Source organism: Pseudomonas sp. BIGb0558, assembly GCF_024807515.1.
GTDB lineage: Bacteria > Pseudomonadota > Gammaproteobacteria > Pseudomonadales > Pseudomonadaceae > Aquipseudomonas > Aquipseudomonas yamanorum_A.
Window position 1 is genome coordinate 96,486 of the sequence record NZ_JANUEW010000010.1, and the last position, 18,826, is coordinate 115,311.

Consider the following 18,826-nt stretch of genomic DNA (forward strand, 5'->3'; position numbering starts at 1 on the left):
CTATGGCAGTCCAAAAAACCACGCGTATCGGCGTCGACATTGGTGGTACGTTCACTGACTTCGTTTTCCATGACGAAGTGCGCGGCATCACGCGTACCGGCAAACGTCTGACCACTCCTGAAGCCCCGAGCCGCGCGATTATTGAGGGTATCCAGCGCCTGCTCAAGGAAACAGACACGTTGGCTGGGCAAATCCAGACCATCGTCCACGGCACGACGTTGATCACCAACACGGTGCTCGAGCGCACTGGGGCGAAGGTGGGGTTACTGGCCACAGAAGGTTTCCGTGATGTACTGGAAATGGGCCGGGAAAGTCGCTACGACGTGGACGACCTTTTTCTAGAGGCCGTTCCGGTCCTTGTTCCCCGCTCACTGCGGCTGGGTATCGCTGGCCGGATCAGGGCAGATGGTGTTGAGCATGCCCCGCTTAACGAAGCCGCCGTTGCCGAAGCGGTGACGCACTTGGTGGAAGTGCATCAGATAGAGTCGCTGGCCATTGCCTTCATGCATTCGTATCGCAACCCGGTTCACGAGAAGCGCGCCGCGCAGATCATTGCTGAACTCTACCCCGACTTGCTGGTGACCCTGTCATCCAGCGTGGCGCCGGAAATTCGGGAGTTCGACCGCACCAGCACGGCGTGTGTCAATGCGTATGTCCAGCCGCGGGTTCACGGCTACATGAATAGCTTGAGCGCAGAGTTGCAGGGGCTGGGTTTTGCGGGCGACCTGTACATCATGTTGTCAGGTGGCGGGGTGACCACCATCGATGATGCCAAGGCCTTTCCTGTCCGGTTAATCGAGTCAGGGCCAGCGGCGGGCGCCATGGCGGCTGCATTCACGGCCCGGCAAATCGCCGAAGACAAGATCATCTCCTTCGACATGGGCGGTACGACCGCGAAGATGTGTTTGATCGAGAACGGTCGGCCTCACGTTAAACATGATTTCGAAGCTGGGCGGCTGAGCCGCTTCAAGCAAGGTTCTGGACTGCCCCTTAAAGTCACCGTAATTGACATGATTGAAATCGGTTCGGGCGGCGGATCGATTGCCCGCATCGATGAACTGGGGCTGATGAAGGTCGGCCCGCGAAGCGCGAGTTCGGTGCCGGGGCCTGTGTGCTACGGCAAGGGCGGGACCGAGCCTACCGTGACGGACGCAGATCTGCTTCTGGGCAACCTCAATCCCGAGTATTTCCTAGGCGGTGAACTCAACCTGTCGCTTGGCAAGGTCAAGGACGCCATGCATAAAAAGCTGGCCAAACCCCTGGAAACCGATGCCGTAACGGTCGCACGCGGCATCCAGAGCATCGTCAACGAGAGCATGGCTGCCGCTACGCGGATGCACTTGGCTGAAAAGGGCAAGGACCCGCGTGCCTACACCATGTATGCCTTCGGGGGTGCGGGCCCAGTGCACGCATACGGGTTGGCGAAGCTGCTCAAGGTTCGGCGCCTGGTCGTCCCGATGGGCGCAGGGGTTATTTCCGCTTTCGGTTTCCTGGTTGCCGCACCTGCTGTAGATCAAGTTCGTGGTTACGTGACCCAGCTCGACCACGCCGATTGGGCGCACGTGCAATCCATCTATGACGAGATGGAGGCCTATTGCACAAACCTGCTGGTACAAGCCGGTGGCAATGCACAAGCCATTCACATGGCGTGGTCAGTGGACATGCGTTACCTGGGACAGGGTTTCGAGATATCCGTACCGATCCCCAGAGGACTGCTGGGTAACCAGGATATCGAGGTGATTCGTCAGGCATTCCTTGATTCATACCTGGAGCGCTTTGATCGCATGGTCAAGGGCGTGCCGGTTGAAGCTATCAATTGGCGGCTGACGGCCTCGCTCCCCGAGCAAGACATCAGCCTTGCCTATAGCCAGGCGAATACCGAAGCACGACGCGGCGAGCGCCAAGTGTATTTTCCTGAGTTTGGCGACCTCACTGCCGCTGTCTACGACCGATACGCCATTGCTCCGGGCACCCTGCTCACTGGACCTGCAGTAATAGAGGAGCGCGAGTCGAGTTGCAGCGTCGGGCCGGACTGTCAGTTCACTGTCGATGAGCATTACAACCTGGTCATTGACATCGAATATCCATCGTCGCTGATGGTAACCCAGACAGAACGTCAATCGGATGTGGCCTGATATGACGTTGAACAAACGAAAGATTGTCGTCACTCAGCGTTTTTTCGACGAGGCGACCATCCACTGGTTACGCGATGCCGGCTGTGAGGTGGTGATAGCCGACCTTCCGGCGGGTCAGGCCGACGGTGGTCTTTCGCAGGAGGCGCTGGTGGAGCTGTTAACAGACTGCGATGGCTGGATTGTCGGCCACGCGCATGTCACCGCAAGCTTGCTCGCCGCCTTACCTCGCCTGCAGGTCATCGCTCGCCGTGGCGTGGGTTATGAGCGTGTCGACGTGGCGGCGGTAAATGCCCATGGCAAGGTTGCAACCATCGCGGTGGGCAGCAATGACGCCTGCGTCGCCGACCGAACCCTGGCAATGATGTTGTCACTGGGCCACCGCATTCGAGAGTCGCAAGAGCGGATGATCGCCGGCGATTGGTCGATCCTGTTGGGCACCGATCTGTACCGCAAAACCGTCGGCATTATTGGCTTGGGTCGTATTGGCCGAGCGGTGGTGCAAAGGTTGATCGGTTTCGAGGCGCGGATATTAGCCGTGGCGCCGGAGCCTGACGCTGATTATGCCCGGAAGACAGGTGTGACCTATGTCGACCTCGATACGCTGCTTGCCGAAAGTGACTACGTCACGCTGCATGCGCCACTCAACCCGGCCACGCAGTGTTTGATCAATGGCGCTGCTTTGCAGCGGATGAAGCCCAGTGCCTACCTAATCAATACCGCCCGCGGTGGTTTGGTCGACGACAAAGACCTACTGACCGCCTTGGCCGAAAACCGCATTGCCGGCGCTGGACTTGATGTATTCCTGAGCGAGTCCGACCCCGCTTATAAACCGGTGACCGACGCGCTGATTGCCTTGCCGAATGTCATTGCAACGCCTCACTCCGGCGCCTCTACCCGTGAAGGGCTTGACCGGACCAACCTGGTGGCGGCTCGGTGCGTGGTTGCCGTATTCGACGGAACGGCTCTGCCCCCCGACTGCACAATTGCTGACGGCCGATAACACTATCTACTAAGGACTCGACATGAACACGTCTATAAAAGTGCTGGTCCCATCCGGTTCGATGGGCTCAGGCCTGCCGTTAGCTGCTTTCGAACAGGCCCTACTTGAACTTCCCGATGTGATCGCCACAGATTCTGGCTCCACTGACTCCGGGCCGCATTACCTGGGCACGGGCAAGACCAAATCGTCAGTCATGGTGCTCAAGTCTGAGCTGCGCACCTTGATGATCGCCCGGGCAAAACTGGGTATCCCATTAATCGTGGGTAGTTGCGGAACCTGCGGCTCGGACGATGGCGTCAACATGATGCGTCGGCTCAGCGAGGAGCTGGCAATCGAACTGGGCCAGACCGTCCAAGTAGCATGCATCTACAGCGAACAGCTTGGCGAAACGGTAAAGACGGCTCTAAGGGAAGGGCGCATCAGCTCCCTGCAACCCCAGCGAGAAATTGACGAAGCGCTGATTGATCGGTGTTCTCATATTGTCGCCGTGATGGGCATAGAACCGTTCATACATGCGCTCAGTAAGGGCGCAGATATTATTTTTGCGGGTAGGGCGACCGACACGGCGGTGATGGCTTCGTTGCCGATCATGCGCGGTGCCGCACCGGGCGCTTCCTGGCATGCTGGCAAGATTCTGGAGTGCGGTGCGATGTGCACCACCACGCCGGGTAAGGCCGTGGTAATGGCCACCATTGATGACCACGGCTTCACCTTGCAGGCCATCGCCGACGGTGCGAAAGCGACACCGCGTTCGGTAATGGCGCACATGCTTTATGAAAACAGTAACCCGTATGTGCTCGTAGAGCCCGGTGGTTCGCTAAACGTCGAAGCCGCCACTTACACAGCGCTCGATGAGCAAAGTGTTCGTGTCGAAGGCTCGGTATGGACGCCAACGGATACCTATACCGTAAAGCTTGAGGGCGCTGCGCCGGCGGGATACCAGTCCACCATCATGTGCATCATCCGTAACCCGAAGTACAAGGCGCGCTTCGAGGAATGGCTTGCCTGCATGGACGAGGCAATGCACCAACGCATTCGCAAGAGTCTCGAAATTGAGGCTGCCGACTACGATTTGCAGTTCCGCGCCATTGGCAAGGATTCGGCCTTGGGCAGCCTTGAGGCGCTCACCGGCGATCCCGTTGAAATCGGTGTTCTAGCCATCGTCACATCACCGGATGAAACGCGCACTCGGGAAATATTGTCGCTGCTGAATCCCTACATGCTGCACTTCCCGCTGCCAGACGATGAGTCGTTGCCCACGCACGCTTTTCCTTTTTCACCGGCCTCTATGGACCGAGGCGTCGTCTACGAATTTGTCCTCAATCACGTGATGACCGTCACCGACCCATTGGCCCCATTCGTTTTCGAGTTTTCTACCTTTGGAGTATCCCAATGACAGCGCTTGCAAATACTGGCTACGACGTACGCTCTAAAAACGCCGGACCGTTCTGGTTGACTGTCGATATTTTTTGCGAAAACGCCGATGTGTTTGAGCGCTTGTGCAAAGAACCAAAGCTGAAAAGTCAGACTGTTGCGGATTTGCTCAAGACGGCACCCGAGGGCGTGAAGATTTTCCAGATCGATGCACTGAACGTTATCAAGATCAGTCTGCCGCGACCCATCGTGCAAGGTGCCATTGCGGACCGCGATATGCACGGCGCTCAGTGGGCTTGCCTGCTCCAGGAAGAGCTTGAGAAAAAGGCTTGATCCCCATGAATAAACTCCGAACGTTGTACGAAAAACACATCGACTCCCACGCGGTCTCCGCGCTCGATGATGATGGTCATGTTCTTCTCTACATCGACCGCCAGGTCGCTAACGAGTACACCAGCCCACAGGCTTTCAGTGGCCTGCGCGAAGCGGGCAGAAAGGTCTGGCGTCCGTCTGCGACGCTTGGCGTGGTTGATCACGTAAACCCAACGTCGCCGATTCGAACGGCAACCATGCCCGACGCTGGAGGTGCGCGACAAGTTTCCTATTTTGGCGAAAACTGTCGGGACTTCGGCATCGAGCTGTTTGATGTGCTGGATAAACGTCAGGGCATCGAGCATGTCATCGCCCCGGAACAAGGCTTCATTTTGCCGGGGATGGTGATCGCCGCCGGTGATAGCCATACCACTACTTACGGTGCCTTGGGCGCCTTTGGTTTTGGCATTGGCACCTCGGAGATCGAGCATCTGCTGGCGACCCAGACGTTGGTCTATAAACGCCTGAAAACTATGCGGGTGACCGTGATGGGGACGCTTGGCGACGGAGTTACGTCGAAGGACATCATCATGGCTTTGATTGGTCAGATCGGGGCTTCAGGGGCAACCGGTTTTGCCATTGAATTTAATGGCCAGACCATCACTGATCTATCTGTGGAAGCACGGATGACCATCTGCAATATGGCTGTGGAAGCCGGTGCGCGGGGTGCATTCATGGCACCCGATGAAAAAGTCTACGCGTACCTTAGCGACAAGCCCCGCGCGCCAAAGGGGGCTCTGTGGGAGCAGGCTATAACCTGCTGGAAAGAGCTGTACACCGATCCGGGCGCAACATTCGACGCCCAGGTCGACATCGATGCCAGCCAATTGCAACCGATGGTCACATGGGGTACTAGCCCGGACCAGACGGTGCACATTGGCGAGCGGGTACCTGATCCACTCAAAGAAATGGACCTGATACGCCGTCAAGATATGCAGCGGGCCTTACGGTACATGGGCCTGGAAGCCGGCGCGTTACTTAGCGAGGTTCCCATCAGTCATGCCTTTATCGGCTCTTGCACCAATGCCCGCATCGAAGACCTGCGCGATGCTGCCAGAGTGATTCGTGGGCGCAAGGTGGCAGCCCACGTGCGAGCGATGATCGTGCCGGGATCTACCCAGGTGCGCGAGCGGGCTGAAGCAGAAGGTTTGGCGCAGATTTTTCTCGACGCTGGTTTTGAATGGCGGCAGTCGGGTTGCTCCATGTGCCTGGCCATGAATGACGACGTGTTGGCTCCCGGTGACCGCTGCGCCTCCAGCACCAACCGTAACTTCGAAGGCCGTCAGGGTGCAGGTGCGCGCACTCACTTGATGAGCCCGGCCATGGTTGCTGCGGCGGCTATCAGCGGCCACCTGACCGACGTTCGCAAACTCGCCCAGGAGGCTTGATATGCAGCCCTTTACAACGGTTACTGGCACAGCAGCACCGATTCTGGCAGCTAATGTCGACACGGACGTAATCATGCCCAAGCAGTTTCTCAAGGGCATCGACCGTAATGGATTGGATCGCGGTCTTTTCTTTGACCTGCGGTTTTTGACCAATGGGGACAAAAATCCCGATTTCGTGCTGAATCAAACGCCTTGGGAGGGCTCAAGTTTTCTCGTGGTGGGGCCCAACTTCGGCTGCGGTTCCAGCCGTGAGCACGCCGTGTGGGGGCTCAAACAGTTGGGTATTCGCGCGTTGATTGGTACCAGCTTTGCTGGCATTTTTTACGATAACTGCCAGCGCAACGGCGTGCTACTTATCCAACTCAGTGAGGCCGAGCTGCATAAGCTTGGCACTCTGGTTAGCAACCTCGAAACCGCTTCGATATCGGTCGACCTTGAGGCGCAAACCATCACACTGGCAGATAAGACATCCATCTCGTTCAGCATTGATGGGCTACGCAAGGAGGCGTTACTTCTCGGCCTGGATGCCATCGGCAGCACCTTGCAGCGCACCGATGCCATCCGCCAATTCGAAGCGGCTCACCTGCAAGCGAACCCATGGCTGGCTTAAAGCTTCTGCCATGCTGACAATTATGTGAAGCACGACTGCAACGCGCGTGTTTCGACGGGATTTCCAGAGAACAGGGGGGCTGTCGACACGTCATTCGCGCGTTAGAGGCAACCGCACCTACCGGTCATCTCAACGGTTTACCGGTACACGCCGTCCTGCATATGCGCTCATGTCAACTGACTGGCTTGGTTTGGAAACAGTGGTCTTCCACAGACAGCTAGCGGCCTAAACGACAGGCAGCTTATGGTCCAGAGTGTGTAAAAACGTCAGATTGGGTTTTCTATATCTACGCTAGGAGACCGTGCTTACGTTTCGAAAACTGATCAAGTCTGTGACGTTTCCAGGAACAGTTAAAACCGCTTAGCAACCTCTTAAAGCCCTTTGGATAGGGCAAAAAAGACCGGTTTTTACGCCGTTAACGCTTTCATCAAGCCAGTGGTGCCGATGATTTTCATGACCCGTTTCAGGTTGTAGGCAAGCACATTCAAGCTCATCTCGGCGCTTACCCCGTTAAGCTTTCGGGTCAGAAAGTGCGTCGCACCCATCCATTGCTTGAGCGTCCCGAAGGGATGCTCAACAGTCCGTTTTCGGACTCGCATCATCTCCGGCGCGTTGCTCAGCCGATTCTGCATTTGCTCCAGTACGGCTTCATGTTCCCATCGCCGAACTCGTCGTTCCGTGCTCGGTGTGCACTGCAATTTCAACGCGCAGCCCTGGCATTTCGAACTCCAGTAACGATGCAACTTCAGGCCTTTTTCAATGTAGGAATAGTGCCAGATCAGCGCCTCTCAAGCTGGGTAAATGTATTCGTTTTTTTGCCGCGTCATAGATGAGGGCATCGTTATTGAAACGCCCGTCAGCATTGGCTCCAGAGGTCATCGGCTTGGGCACATAGGCGGTGATGCCTGCATCGTGACAAGCCAGGATTTGTTCGCTTTTGAAGTAACCTCGGTCAGCCACTACCGACAACGTTTCTGACGCTATGGCCTCGCGGGCCTGCTTGGCCATTGAGCTGAGTTGATCGCGGTCGGAACCGACGTTGGAAACCTCATGCGCAACGATCAAATGGTGCTGCGTATCGACCGCTGTCTGCACGTTGTAGCCGACGATTCCCGTGCCGCGCGTCTTCATGGAACGGGCGTCTGGATCGGTCAGTGAGATCTGTTTATCCGGCGACTCATTGAGCTGGATTTCGATCGCCTGAAGCTCCTTCATTTGAGTTTTGAGCATGGCGATTTTCTCTTCCAACCGCATGGCACTGGGCTCGGTAGCTGTGGGTTCTTGCCGATCGGCAGCATCGAGTGCCGTCAGGTAACGGTTGATACTCGATTCAATTTCTTCCATTCGCCGTTGCAGCTTGGCGCTGGTGAAATTGCGGTCGCGGTTGTTGACGGCCTTGAATTTGCTGCCGTCGATGGCAACCAGATGTTCTCCGAATAATCCCAACTGCTGGCAGAGCACCACGAACTGGCGACAGACGCCTCGGATGGCCTGCTGTTGTCTTTTCGGAAGTTGGCGATGGTCTTGAAATCGGGCATCAAACGCGCGGTCAGCCACATCAGTTCGATGTTGCGCTGGGCTTCTCGTTCCAGGCGTCGGCTCGACTGGATGCGGTTGAGATAGCCGTAGATGTAGATCTTCAGCAGGATCGCTGGGTGGTAAGCAGGCCGGCCTGTGTCGGCTGGGATAGCACCCTCAAAACCCAAGGAGACCAGGTCGAGTTCATCGACAAAGACGTCGACTACGCGCACCGGGTTGGTATCGCTGACGTAGTCGTCGAGGCTCTCGGGAAGTAAGGTGCCTTGGCCTCGATGTTCACTTTGGATAAAGCGCTTCATGGGCGATCCCTGCGATGAAATCCTCAGAAATCATAGCAAGGGTTCGAGAAAGCGTTTTTACACACTCTGGGCCATTAGCGGACGCTTAGCAATGTCGGCTTTGTGACCGACCTCGCTCACAAAGCGACGAGTACCTTGCCCATAACGGATGCCGATTCAAGAGCGAGGTGCGCGTCGGCGATCCTCTCCAGCGGTACACTCATCCCGATATGGGGCACATAGTTGCCACTGGCCAGGCAGGCGTTGATGTCCCTAATCGCGTCGATTTTCGCCGCCACGGGTACCGAATAGATAAACACGAAGCGCAGCACGCATCCATGCACCATCGCGCTTAACAGCGGCAAGGTGAGCGCATCGGTGGCATGCGTCATCGCGTAGGAACTGATGACCCCCCCAGGCGCCAGGCATGCAATGTCTATATCCAGGTTCGCCTTCACGTTAACGTCGACGATGCGGTCCACACCCGTGTTGCCCGTGCGTGCTTTGACTACCGCGGCAACATCTTCATTTAGACGGTTCAACACCAGATCTGCCCCAGCCGCCCGAGCGACGGCGGCCTGCTCTTCATTCCTGACGGTGGCCGCTACCCACGCGCCCGCCCACTTTGCCAGGAGGATGGCGGCAGTGCCGACCACGCCCGCTCCGGCCTGCACTAGTACATTCCTGCTCCGGATGTCGCCATCGGCGAAGAGACAACGATGAGCCGTCAAGGCCGGGATGCCGAGTGATGCGCCGACCTCGAAAGACACGTTGTCAGGCAGTGGCACGGCCTGCGCCGACGGCACCACGACATAGTCGGCCGCGGTTCCTGCCGGCCTGCCGTATTGCGCTTCATAGACCCATACCCGCTGGCCTACCCGACTAGCCTCTTTCGGATCGCCCACGGCGTCAATGACTCCTGCGCCGTCCTGGTGCGGAATGATTCGCGTGAACGGCATAGCGGAGGAGAACCCCGTGCGGGCCTTGAGGTCGGTAGGGTTCAGTCCCGACACGTGCACCCGCACTCGGACCTCTCCGGGACCGGGTTGGGGATCAGGGATTTCGGCGATGCAAAGCACCTCATGTGCGGGGCCTTGACGCTCGTAAAAAGCGGCTTTCATGGATCTGTTCTCCGACGTGGAAGGCATGCTTCCGTAAGGCTCCATTGTCAAAATCCAGTATATTTTTTACAAGTAGGCACATTCTTTATACGTAAGGATAAAAAGTATACTATCGAGGCTCTATCTGAACTGAGGCAGCGTCATGGCGCGTGGCAAGCTCGATCAATACCGATGCACGGTCGAAATCACCGTCCACATCGCGGGCGGAAAATGGAAGCCGTTGATCATTCACTACTTGCTGAGCGGAACCAAGCGTTTCGGCGAACTGAAAAAGCTGATCGGCGGGGTCACGCAGCGCTCGTTGACGTTGCAACTGCGCGAGCTTGAGGCAAGTGGCATTGTCAGCCGTGAAGTATTTGCCGAAGTGCCTCCACGGGTGGAGTACACGCTGACGGCGCTCGGAAGCACACTGACTCCGACACTAGAAGCGATGAAGTCCTGGGGCGAACACTACCTGGAGAGCAAGACCCGCAAACGGAATGGCTAAGCGCAGCGAGCTACGGTTCCTTGCTTGGGAAAAGGACGCCCATGCAGTTCGGTAGGTCTGCTATGGGTCGATTTTCGCCTGTAGTAACAGGCTCAGATTTGCCAGAAACTGATGCTCGCCAAGGACGGCTTTCAACCCGAAGCAGTCTTATGTCTATTAGATGAGGGGCGATTCAGTCTTCCCGTTCCAGGTACGGCGTCAGCACCCCTTCGATCCACTTCATGAAGGTGAGCACTCGGCGCGACAGATTGCTTCGATGCGCTACGACGAGGGACACGGGGAGCGCCCGGCGACGAAAGTCGGGCATGATCTCCACAAGTGCTCCGCTCTTGAAGTATTGGCCAATCCCCAAGAGTGGCGCCTGAATCAAGCCAAGACCGGCGAGAGCAGCGGCATCATAGGTTTGCGAGCTGTTGACGTGCAGCGTACCTGGCAACTGAAGCGTCGCGTAGCTGTCGCCGTCCGGATATTCCCATCCGTAAGGCCTTGCGCCCAGCATCGTAGAAAAATGAATTGTCCGATGTTCCTGACGCTGCAGATCTTCTAGCGAGCGAGGGATGCCATAGCGCGCCAGATAAGCGGGACTGCCAGCGTTGACCATGCGCAACAGGCCTAGGGAGCGGGCAACCAGCGTTTCGTCTCTGATGGGGCCAAGCCGCAATACACAGTCGAACCCCTCTTGAACCAGATCGACCTGTCGATCCGTACTCGATATTTCCAACTCCAACCCAGGGTGAGCCGCCATGAAATCTGGCAAAGCCGGCACGATCGTTGTGCGCGCTACCTCGGTCGGAAGATCGACCCGTAAACGCCCGCGAAGTGCCATATGGTCGCTAGCAAACATTGAGTGTAGGCCATCGACTTCAGCAAGCAGATCGCGGGCACGGGAGTGAAATGCGCGTCCGTCCTCCGTCAACTGAACGCTACGTGTCGTTCGATGCAGAAGCCTGACCCCGACATCGTCTTCCAGCTTGCGGACCGCCGCGGAAGCCCTTCCTTTTTGGATGCCCAAGCTATCGGCCGCCCGAGTGAAGCTCCCCATCTCGGCTACCGTTATGAATATGAGGAGGGGGTCGAGGTTTTGCATTTTTCACGCCTTTGTATTGTTCTATTTTAAAAGAGCAGTGCGTTCACTTTGGCTGTGTTTATCATATTTGAGAGACACAGTACCTTCGAAAATGAGACTCCCCTCGAAAAAAGTGTCCGAAACCATGAAGCTGCATCAGGTATATAAAGCTGTGATCCTGCATCGCGCCCTATGGGCTGGCTGGATAATGAGCGGGTTTGTCGTTATCGCTCTGATGGCAGACGGCACTATTCAGCTTTTCGCGCCCGCACACATCGCGAGCATGTTGCAGGAAACCGGGTTCTCAATGGATCTGACCCATGTTGTGGGTCCGATCATCCTTGGCTGCGCCATCCTTTATGTCATTCCGGTCACCGCTGTCCTCGGCGCGATCCTGGTGACGGGCTTTTTGGGAGGCGCGATCTGTGCTCACGTCCGCATCGGTGAATTGGGATCGCCACCGGAAATTATTTCTCTGCTTCTGGGAGCGATGACTTGGGGTGGTCTCTATCTGCGTGTTGCCCAAATCCGAGCCATTTTACCGCTCATCCGTTGAACAATTCGGGTAGTGCTCTGTGCCTCAAACTCAGGAGAAAAAGCATGTTCTTAGTAATGGGAATCACGGGAAATGTAGGCGGCGCGACGGCAAGGCATTTGCTAGCGCAAGGCAAGAAGGTGCGCGCTCTGGTCCGCGACCGCGAGAAGACGGTTGACTGGGCGAACCAGGGCGTGGAACTGGTTGACGGCGACTGGAATGATTCGGCAGCCATCGAGCAAGCGCTCAAGGGCGTCGAAGGCGCCTTCGTCATGTTGCCTCCTGTCTGGGCGCCGTCGCCTGATTACAAAGAAGCAAAGGGCGTGATTGCAAGTTATGTCGAGGCGCTCGCCAAGGCAGCGCCGCCGCGAGTGGTGGCGCTTTCGTCAATGGGGGCGGACAGAACCACTGGACACGGGGTGATCATGGCCTTGTCGCTTCTGGAGCAAGGTTTTCGCGACCTGATATCGCCAATCGCATTTGTGCGCGCTGGCGGATTCTTCGAGAATTTTCTTTTCGGCTTGCAGGTCGCGCAGAGCGGAACGTTACCGGTCTTCTATAATCCGACAAATCGAAAATCAACCATGGTCGCGACGGACGACATCGGCGCGCAGTTCGCAACCCTTTTGACCGGGCCAGCGTGGTCAGGGCAGCGTTTCATTGAGATGGGTTCTATGGTCACTGCGGATGAAGTCGTGGCGCAATTGGGCGAATTCCTGAATCTCGACGTGAAAGCCTTGGCAATCCCACGTGCAGGGTGGGCGCAAGCGTTAGAGCAATTCGGTATCCCGAAGGACCGCACCGGACCTGCCGAAGAAATGTACGAGGCCGTGAATGCGGGATGGATGGACCTCGGTGTGGACGGCACGGAGCACGTAGCGGGGACAACGACCGCACGCGATGTCTTCGCAGCCGCGCAGAACGCCATGACGGAGTGACCCACTATGCTAAACGGAGGCCGGGTACGATTCACCGGGTCAGCCTGACAGAGTAATTGGTTGGTTCTGCAGACCAAGAAGAGTGGCCTTTATACCACCCCTTCTGAGGCAACAGCCTTCGTCCGGCCAAGTGATCTAGCCGGACGAATACGGCGTGATCAAAGAGGTTTCTATTACCTAGGCAGAAAAAAACGAGCCCAGCATTACGGTAGGCCTGATTTTTTATTTAGCTTAGATACCGCTCGACCAAGCGCGCCCAGTAGGCAGCACCGATTGGTAAGTTTTTATCATTAAAATCGTAGGCCGGGTTATGAACCATACAACCATCTTCTCCAACGCCATTGCCCAAGCGTAAAAAACAACCTGGCCGCTGCTCAAGCATGTAAGCGAAGTCCTCGCTGGACATAAGCTGATCGGCATGAGCAATCACATGCTCATCACCCACTAGTTCCCGTGCTACTTGCAGAGCAAATTCGGTTTGCGCTCGGTTGTTGTCGATCACCGGGTAACCCGCCATATAGTCGATTGTGGCCGTTGCTCCATAACTGTTTGCCTGGGCATGGATCAGTGCTTCGATGCGCTCTTTCAGTTGACTACGTACCAGCTTGCTGAACGAGCGGATGCTCAGCTCAAGGTAGGCACTGTTAGAAATCACATTATTAGCAACACCCGCCTGAAGCAGACCGACCGTTACTACGGCGGGTTCGACAGGGTTGATATTGCGCGCAACAATGGTCTGAAGTGACATGACAATGCTAGACGCTACCACCACCGGGTCCACTGTAAGATGTGGGCGAGCCGCATGCCCTCCGAGACCATTAATGGTAATCGCGACCTTGTCGCTGGCCGACATGAACGGTCCGCTTCTAAATAAGAAGGTGCCTGGAGCCTCGCCCGGATGGTTGTGCATTCCGAATACGGCATCACAGGGAAAACGTTCGAACAAGCCATCATTTACCATGCGTTGCGCACCGCTATCGAAGCCCTTCTCCTCGGCGGGTTGAAAATAGAGGTGCACCGTTCCGCAGAAGTTTCGTGTGCGCGCCAGATATTCAGCCGCCCCAAGCAGCATGGTGGTATGGCCGTCGTGGCCGCAGGCATGCATCTTTCCCTGATAGACACTGGCGTAAGGCAAGCCGGTCTGCTCGGTCAATGGCAGAGCATCCATGTCCGCTCGTATGCCAATGCTCTTGCCGGTGCCTACCGTCAGGCTGCCTACCACGCCGGTCTCCCCAACGCCTTCGGTTACGCTGAACCCCCAGGCCCGTAAGCTCTCTGCAACGAGTTTGGCGGTTTGAAACTCCTCGTAGGCCATTTCTGGATGCTGGTGAATATGACGGCGAATACGTGTCAGTTCCTCAGCACGAGGGCGTAGATCATCGACGTTGCAGTAGTGAGGTTCAGTCTTCATCACAGTGAATTCCTAGCGGTGAATAAGGGAGTGCAGAAGTGCTGTCAGTTGGGACGCATCCCCGGCTCTTACGGCTGAGCCTGGGTCGGTAAACGCAACGTCAACGTGCAAAGACCGCCGATCACTAAAAGGACGGCCATTACGGCCATCCCCGCAGCGAACGAACCGGTGAAGGTCTTCAAGGCTCCGATGATGGATGGACTAACAAAACCACCAAAGGCACCGATGCTGTTGATCAGGGCTATGCCCCCGGCGGCGGCAGTACCTTTGAGGTAACTAGAGGGCACAGCCCAGAACACGGCATAGGCCGCGTAAGTGGATAGCGTTGCGAGGGTAATACTGCACAGCGCCAACGTTAGGTTGCCGGAACTGAAACCGGTCAGCACTAAACCTACCGCCCCCAGAAAGGCGGGCACAGCGCCATGCCAACGGCGTTCGCCCAAGCGATCGGAACTCCGAGCATTGATCAGCATCGCGAGAATGGCGACGCTGTAAGGGATCATTGAATAGAGGCCGATTTCGAAAATATCCTTTACGCCAGCGTCCCGCAGTATGCTCGGCAACCAGAAACTGACGGTATACAGACCGCAGATCAGACAGAAGTAAATGAGGGCCATCAGGTAAATTCGCCAATCCTTCAAAGCTGCAGCGAAAGTATGTTGCTTTGACGCCTGTACTTGCTCTAGATCATTCGCCAGCAACCGTTTTTCTTCTCCACTCAGCCATTTGGCCTGGTCCGGTGAGTCACTCAAAAAGAAAAACGCCGTTATACCCAAAAGAATGCAAGGCGCCCCTTCAAGAATGAACATCCACTGCCATCCCGCCAAACCATGAAGGTCGGCGAAAGCCCCCATGATCCAGGTCGACAATGGTCCACCGATGACGTTCGATACTGGACCTGCCAACAGGACGCACGCCATTACTTGAGCGCGACGCTTGCCTGAAAACCAGAACGTCAGATAGAGGATCATGCCTGGAGCAAATCCAGCCTCAAACACCCCTAGAAAAAACCGCAGGACATAAAATGTAGTGCTGTCATGGACAAACAGCATCGAAGTTGAAGCCACCCCCCACAACACCATGATGCGACTGAGCGTCTTACGTATTCCTACACGTGCCAGCCAGAGATTGCTCGGAACTTCGAACATTACATAACCGATAAAGAAAATCCCTGCCGCCAATCCATAAACTGCATCGGTTAGGCCAAATTCCTGCTGCATTGCAATCTTGGCGTAACTGATATTGACCCGATCCAAATAGGCGAGGGCATAGCACAACAGCAGAAAGGGCAATAGGCGCCAACTGATTTTGCGATAAGCCTTGCGTAGGGCTTCATCGGGGGGGATTGGTGTGATCAATAGTTCTGCTTGAGCCATGGTGAAGTCCTCACAAATTCCGTAGTTATTTTTATTGTGTCGATTAAAGGAGCTTGGCATCGCTCGGTTGACAGGAATTATGGAGAGGGGAGAAACTTCAAACAATAGCTATAGTTGCTGATGAGCGTTGCCTTAAAGGCAACAGATAGGAGCTCCCAAAATTGCAGAAAATTGGCCTTAATGAGCGACGCCTTCACTATTTTTCAGCGGTTGCAGAAACCGGCTCGATTCGAGGCGCAGCGGATCGCCTGAATATCGAACCCTCGGTGGTCAGCCGGCAAATCCACCAGTTAGAGAGCGAGTTGGGGGTGCAACTCCTACAGCGCCACGGCAGGGGCATCGTCCCCACGGAAGCTGCCAAACTGGTGATCAACCACTGTCGTGAGCGGCGTTCAAGCGAAGCATTGCTGCTGACTCAGATTTCTGAACTCAAGGGGCTGGAAAGAGGCGAGATTCACATTGTCGCGGGTGAAGGTTTCCGCGAGGAATTAGTCCGCTGGGTGCTTCGAGACTTCTGCCAGCAACACCCCAAGCTGGTCGTTACTTTGGAGTTTGCCAATGCCGTCGACACAGTACGGATGCTGGCAAGTGACCAGGCTCATATCGGTCTGGCATACCGTCCGCCAATTGATCCCGCTGTGCGTACGGTCATGGTGCGCAAACAGCCAATGTGCGTCATCACCTGGCCCGGCCATCCCCTTACCGAGAAGAAGCAGCCGCTGGCATTGGGTGATGTTTGCCCCTACCCGGTGGGCTTAATGTCCAACGGCTTTGGCTTAAGCAACTTGGTTAAGCTGGCGCAATACCACGATCGCATTCAATTCGAGTCCAATCTGGTCACCAACTCAATCGCCACCCTCAAGAGCTATGTAAAAGCCCACCTAGGAGTGACCTTTCTGTCCTCGCATGCGGTGGCCAATGAGATCGCGGAAGGTACGCTTGTAGCGCTTAGGACCCGCAGCGAAGTATTCGAAAGTGCTGAGGCGCACCTGATGGTCCGAGCGGGGCGGCAACTGTCAGTTGCGGCTGAAAGCTTGTTGGCCATGTTGAAACAGAAGGCCGTTTTTGATGGCTCATAAATCCTTGATCCAACTGCCCTGAAAACCGGCGCATGAATTTAAAAATGGAAGATCCTGGCCTTGGGCTACATGACTGATTAATAGGACCAAGACATTGCCAGAGCAACGCGACCTCAGGCTCTGGTCGAAAACAGGATGTTAGGCACTCGAAGGCACGAAGAACGAGTTGGAGATTGAGTGCAGTCGCCTTATGATCCGCCTGCGACGTAATTTTGCCGAGCAAAAGGACAGCGTGGCGGAAGCCATTGTTGCGTTCGAGGAGGCCTCGCAACGCCTATATAAGTCGGTTGGCAGTATGACAATTGACGAAACCTGCAACAGCCGGGTGCGCAAGTTTCCAATGCAGGGACAGCGTAGCAAAGGCATCAAGAACATGCCGATTTTTTGCTTCGATATGATGCTCATGCGCTTGTGTCCCCAGCGCCAGATAAGACCAAGATATTTGGTCCATGATACGCATTTGTTCGATTGTGTTGACGGTCGCCAAGTCATCAGCGCGCTGCGTCTTGGCTCCGAGATTTCGCGCGAGTTGGATTTCCAGTACATCGTAACAATAATGAAGACGATGCGTTTAAAGTCCATTGTGCCACCAGATCTAAAATCCACGCACGTGTGGGCGGCCGTGTTGAAGTATGAGGGAAGGGTGGTAACCATCCAATCGCCATTCGATTCTTGCGAGCTATTGCGCTGACACTACTTTTAAGCTTGTGGCCCTTTGGATAGCGGAAACGGACAGGCTTCCGGTAGCCGCTTGTTGGATGTGATCGCTCCACCAGGTCATCATTGGGCGCCTTCTATCTATGTAATCGGCGCGATTGTATGCACTACGCACTTCGTCTTTGTCCACGTGCGCAAGTGCGACTTCTATCAGTTCTGGATCCCATCCCTGTTCGTTAAGAATGGTGCTGGCCATGGAGCGCATTCCATGGCTCACCAATCGACCTTCAAAGCCCATGCGCTTCAGGGCCATGTTTGCCGTCTGGCTGTTGCAGTGGGTCCGCGGGTCTCTATCAGCAGGGAACACGTACTCTCTGTGGCCGCTGTAGGGTTTGATCGTCTCTAGCAGGGCAAGCGCGTGCTCGGTCAACGGAATGACATGTGCGCGTCGCTTCTTCATGCGCTCCGCTGGAATCGTCCAAGTTTTCTTATCGAGGTCGATGTCAGCCCAGGACGTCGTAGCCGCCTCTGCAGGACGAGTCATAGTGTGGAGTTGCCATTCGATTAGGCAGCGAGTTGTTCTCTTAATGCTCGCATTGGCGATGGCGATCATTAGCTCTGGCAGCTCCTCTGGGCGGAGGGCAGCCATATTTTGCTTTTTCGGCTTTTTGAAAACAGCCCGAATTCCACTGAGTGGATTGGCAAAGATCATTCCCGAGTTCACACCGTAGGTCATGATCTCATTGAGTCGTTGGGTCAGCCGCTTCACTGTCTCCAAACTGCCTTTGGTTTCCAAAGGGCGCAGCAACCGGATGACCATCGGGGCGTTGCACTGCGAGATAGGTGTTGTTCCCAGTGCTGGAAAGACATGCAATGTGAGCGAGCGCCAGATGTCCTCGGCATAAGCTTGGGTGACGGAATCCTTCTTGAGTTCAAACCAGGCAGACGCCACGTTTTCGAATGTGTGCTCGGTTGCCTGCCTTTTTGTTAGCTCCAACGCGCTCCGATGCTCTTTCGGGTCGACGCCCTGAGCGAGCAGTTCTCTAGCTTCGACGGTCTTCTTCCTGGCTTGCGCGAGCGAGAGCTCTGGGTAGGTGCCCAACCCCATATTGATACGATTCTTGGTAATCGGCTGCCGATAGTTGAAGTTCCAAAGCGTCGAGCCGTTGACTCTCACTCGAAGCTGAAGGCCGTCCCCATCACTCAAGACGTAGTCCTTGTCTTTCGGTTTGACAGCTTTGAGTTGGCGATCAGAGAGGCGGGTGGCTTGGGCGCACATGAGGGATTCCATGACATCGTTCGGTATTCCAAAAATTACCACCGAAGGGCTTGGAATACCATGTGGAATACTAGGTGATGTGGATTCTGCGGGACGTTCGTGGACGTTGCTGGACGCTAAAGCCTTGTATTTACTGGATTTCAGGCACAAAAAAAGACGTCCGTGGACGTCTTTAAATGAT

Annotated in this window: 15 protein-coding genes and 2 pseudogenes; 11 read left to right on the plus strand and 6 right to left on the minus strand. The window is 55.7% G+C overall.

What is annotated here, in order from left to right; all coding sequences use genetic code 11:
• The first annotated feature begins 2 nt into the window (after window positions 1-2).
• From M2400_RS14730 to leuD, 6 genes are read left to right on the plus strand one after another with little or no spacing between them, the layout of a single operon-like run.
• Window positions 3-2,135, plus strand: coding sequence for a hydantoinase/oxoprolinase family protein (locus tag M2400_RS14730; protein WP_259196491.1), 2,133 nt, complete (start codon window positions 3-5; stop codon window positions 2,133-2,135).
• A 1-nt stretch (window position 2,136) separates the two neighbouring features.
• A complete protein-coding gene (locus tag M2400_RS14735; RefSeq protein WP_259196493.1) occupies window positions 2,137-3,135 on the plus strand; it encodes a phosphoglycerate dehydrogenase in 999 nt (332 codons plus the stop codon).
• Window positions 3,136-3,157: 22 nt separating this feature from the next.
• Window positions 3,158-4,531 (plus strand): DUF1446 domain-containing protein, encoded by a 1,374-nt coding sequence (locus tag M2400_RS14740; RefSeq protein ID WP_259196496.1) that lies wholly within the window; start codon window positions 3,158-3,160, stop codon window positions 4,529-4,531.
• Complete coding sequence (locus M2400_RS14745; RefSeq protein ID WP_259196498.1) at window positions 4,528-4,842, plus strand: DUF4387 domain-containing protein; 315 nt, start codon at window positions 4,528-4,530, stop codon at window positions 4,840-4,842. Before M2400_RS14740 ends, M2400_RS14745 begins: the two co-directional genes overlap by 4 nt.
• 5 nt (window positions 4,843-4,847) lie before the next feature.
• Window positions 4,848-6,269 (plus strand): 3-isopropylmalate dehydratase large subunit, encoded by a 1,422-nt coding sequence (gene leuC / locus M2400_RS14750; RefSeq protein WP_259196499.1) that lies wholly within the window; start codon window positions 4,848-4,850, stop codon window positions 6,267-6,269.
• A gap of 1 nt (window position 6,270) precedes the next feature.
• The gene (leuD, locus tag M2400_RS14755) at window positions 6,271-6,879 is read left to right on the plus strand and encodes a 3-isopropylmalate dehydratase small subunit (RefSeq protein ID WP_259196501.1); all 609 of its coding nucleotides are present in this window, start codon (window positions 6,271-6,273) and stop codon (window positions 6,877-6,879) included.
• A 407-nt stretch (window positions 6,880-7,286) separates the two neighbouring features.
• On the opposite strand, the pseudogene M2400_RS14760 reads toward leuD, so the two are convergent.
• Both M2400_RS14760 and M2400_RS14765 read right to left on the minus strand, forming a co-directional pair.
• Window positions 7,287-8,717: pseudogene (locus tag M2400_RS14760) on the minus strand (IS1182 family transposase).
• Between the two features lie 116 nt (window positions 8,718-8,833).
• Window positions 8,834-9,817, minus strand: coding sequence for an NADPH:quinone reductase (locus M2400_RS14765; RefSeq protein WP_259196503.1), 984 nt, complete (start codon window positions 9,815-9,817; stop codon window positions 8,834-8,836).
• Window positions 9,818-9,959: 142 nt separating this feature from the next.
• Between M2400_RS14765 and M2400_RS14770 the strand changes: the two genes are divergently transcribed.
• Window positions 9,960-10,304, plus strand: coding sequence for a helix-turn-helix domain-containing protein (locus M2400_RS14770; RefSeq protein WP_008436803.1), 345 nt, complete (start codon window positions 9,960-9,962; stop codon window positions 10,302-10,304).
• Between the two features lie 172 nt (window positions 10,305-10,476).
• On the opposite strand, the gene M2400_RS14775 is transcribed toward M2400_RS14770, so the two are convergent.
• On the minus strand, window positions 10,477-11,391 hold the full coding sequence (locus tag M2400_RS14775) for a LysR family transcriptional regulator (RefSeq protein WP_259196506.1): 915 nt from the start codon (window positions 11,389-11,391) through the stop codon (window positions 10,477-10,479).
• A gap of 124 nt (window positions 11,392-11,515) precedes the next feature.
• Between M2400_RS14775 and M2400_RS14780 the strand changes: the two genes are divergently transcribed.
• Both M2400_RS14780 and M2400_RS14785 read left to right on the plus strand, forming a co-directional pair.
• Entirely contained in the window at window positions 11,516-11,926 is a 411-nt protein-coding gene (locus M2400_RS14780) for a DoxX family protein (protein WP_259196507.1), read from the plus strand.
• Between the two features lie 44 nt (window positions 11,927-11,970).
• Window positions 11,971-12,843: an NmrA family NAD(P)-binding protein gene (locus tag M2400_RS14785; RefSeq protein WP_259196508.1), complete on the plus strand. Its 873-nt coding sequence runs from the start codon at window positions 11,971-11,973 to the stop codon at window positions 12,841-12,843.
• 226 nt (window positions 12,844-13,069) lie between these two features.
• Here the strand turns inward: M2400_RS14785 and M2400_RS14790 are convergent, their stop codons facing one another.
• A complete protein-coding gene (locus M2400_RS14790) occupies window positions 13,070-14,254 on the minus strand; it encodes a M20 aminoacylase family protein (protein WP_008436817.1) in 1,185 nt (394 codons plus the stop codon).
• A gap of 68 nt (window positions 14,255-14,322) precedes the next feature.
• Window positions 14,323-15,630 carry an MFS transporter gene (locus tag M2400_RS14795; RefSeq protein WP_259196509.1) on the minus strand — a complete coding sequence of 436 codons (1,308 nt, stop codon included), beginning with the start codon at window positions 15,628-15,630 and terminating at the stop codon, window positions 14,323-14,325.
• Window positions 15,631-15,791: 161 nt separating this feature from the next.
• On the opposite strand from M2400_RS14795, the gene M2400_RS14800 reads away from it, so the two are divergent.
• Window positions 15,792-16,709, plus strand: a complete 918-nt coding sequence (locus M2400_RS14800; RefSeq protein WP_259196510.1) for a LysR family transcriptional regulator — start codon at window positions 15,792-15,794, stop codon at window positions 16,707-16,709.
• Between the two features lie 145 nt (window positions 16,710-16,854).
• A pseudogene (locus M2400_RS14805) lies at window positions 16,855-17,285 on the plus strand (DUF2326 domain-containing protein); the annotation flags it as partial.
• Window positions 17,286-17,388: 103 nt separating this feature from the next.
• On the opposite strand, the gene M2400_RS14810 reads toward M2400_RS14805, so the two are convergent.
• Entirely contained in the window at window positions 17,389-18,645 is a 1,257-nt protein-coding gene (locus M2400_RS14810) for an integrase domain-containing protein (RefSeq protein WP_259196511.1), read from the minus strand.
• Between the last annotated feature and the right edge of the window lie 181 nt (window positions 18,646-18,826).

Coding starts and splice junctions, on each gene's coding strand:
- M2400_RS14730 (WP_259196491.1), top strand. CDS start 3: ATGGCAGTCCAAAAAACCACGCGTATCGGCGTCGACATTGGTGGTACG.
- M2400_RS14735 (WP_259196493.1), top strand. CDS start 2,137: ATGACGTTGAACAAACGAAAGATTGTCGTCACTCAGCGTTTTTTCGAC.
- M2400_RS14740 (WP_259196496.1), top strand. CDS start 3,158: ATGAACACGTCTATAAAAGTGCTGGTCCCATCCGGTTCGATGGGCTCA.
- M2400_RS14745 (WP_259196498.1), top strand. CDS start 4,528: ATGACAGCGCTTGCAAATACTGGCTACGACGTACGCTCTAAAAACGCC.
- leuC (WP_259196499.1), top strand. CDS start 4,848: ATGAATAAACTCCGAACGTTGTACGAAAAACACATCGACTCCCACGCG.
- leuD (WP_259196501.1), top strand. CDS start 6,271: ATGCAGCCCTTTACAACGGTTACTGGCACAGCAGCACCGATTCTGGCA.
- M2400_RS14765 (WP_259196503.1), bottom strand. CDS start 9,817: ATGAAAGCCGCTTTTTACGAGCGTCAAGGCCCCGCACATGAGGTGCTT.
- M2400_RS14770 (WP_008436803.1), top strand. CDS start 9,960: ATGGCGCGTGGCAAGCTCGATCAATACCGATGCACGGTCGAAATCACC.
- M2400_RS14775 (WP_259196506.1), bottom strand. CDS start 11,391: ATGCAAAACCTCGACCCCCTCCTCATATTCATAACGGTAGCCGAGATG.
- M2400_RS14780 (WP_259196507.1), top strand. CDS start 11,516: ATGAAGCTGCATCAGGTATATAAAGCTGTGATCCTGCATCGCGCCCTA.
- M2400_RS14785 (WP_259196508.1), top strand. CDS start 11,971: ATGTTCTTAGTAATGGGAATCACGGGAAATGTAGGCGGCGCGACGGCA.
- M2400_RS14790 (WP_008436817.1), bottom strand. CDS start 14,254: ATGAAGACTGAACCTCACTACTGCAACGTCGATGATCTACGCCCTCGT.
- M2400_RS14795 (WP_259196509.1), bottom strand. CDS start 15,630: ATGGCTCAAGCAGAACTATTGATCACACCAATCCCCCCCGATGAAGCC.
- M2400_RS14810 (WP_259196511.1), bottom strand. CDS start 18,645: ATGTGCGCCCAAGCCACCCGCCTCTCTGATCGCCAACTCAAAGCTGTC.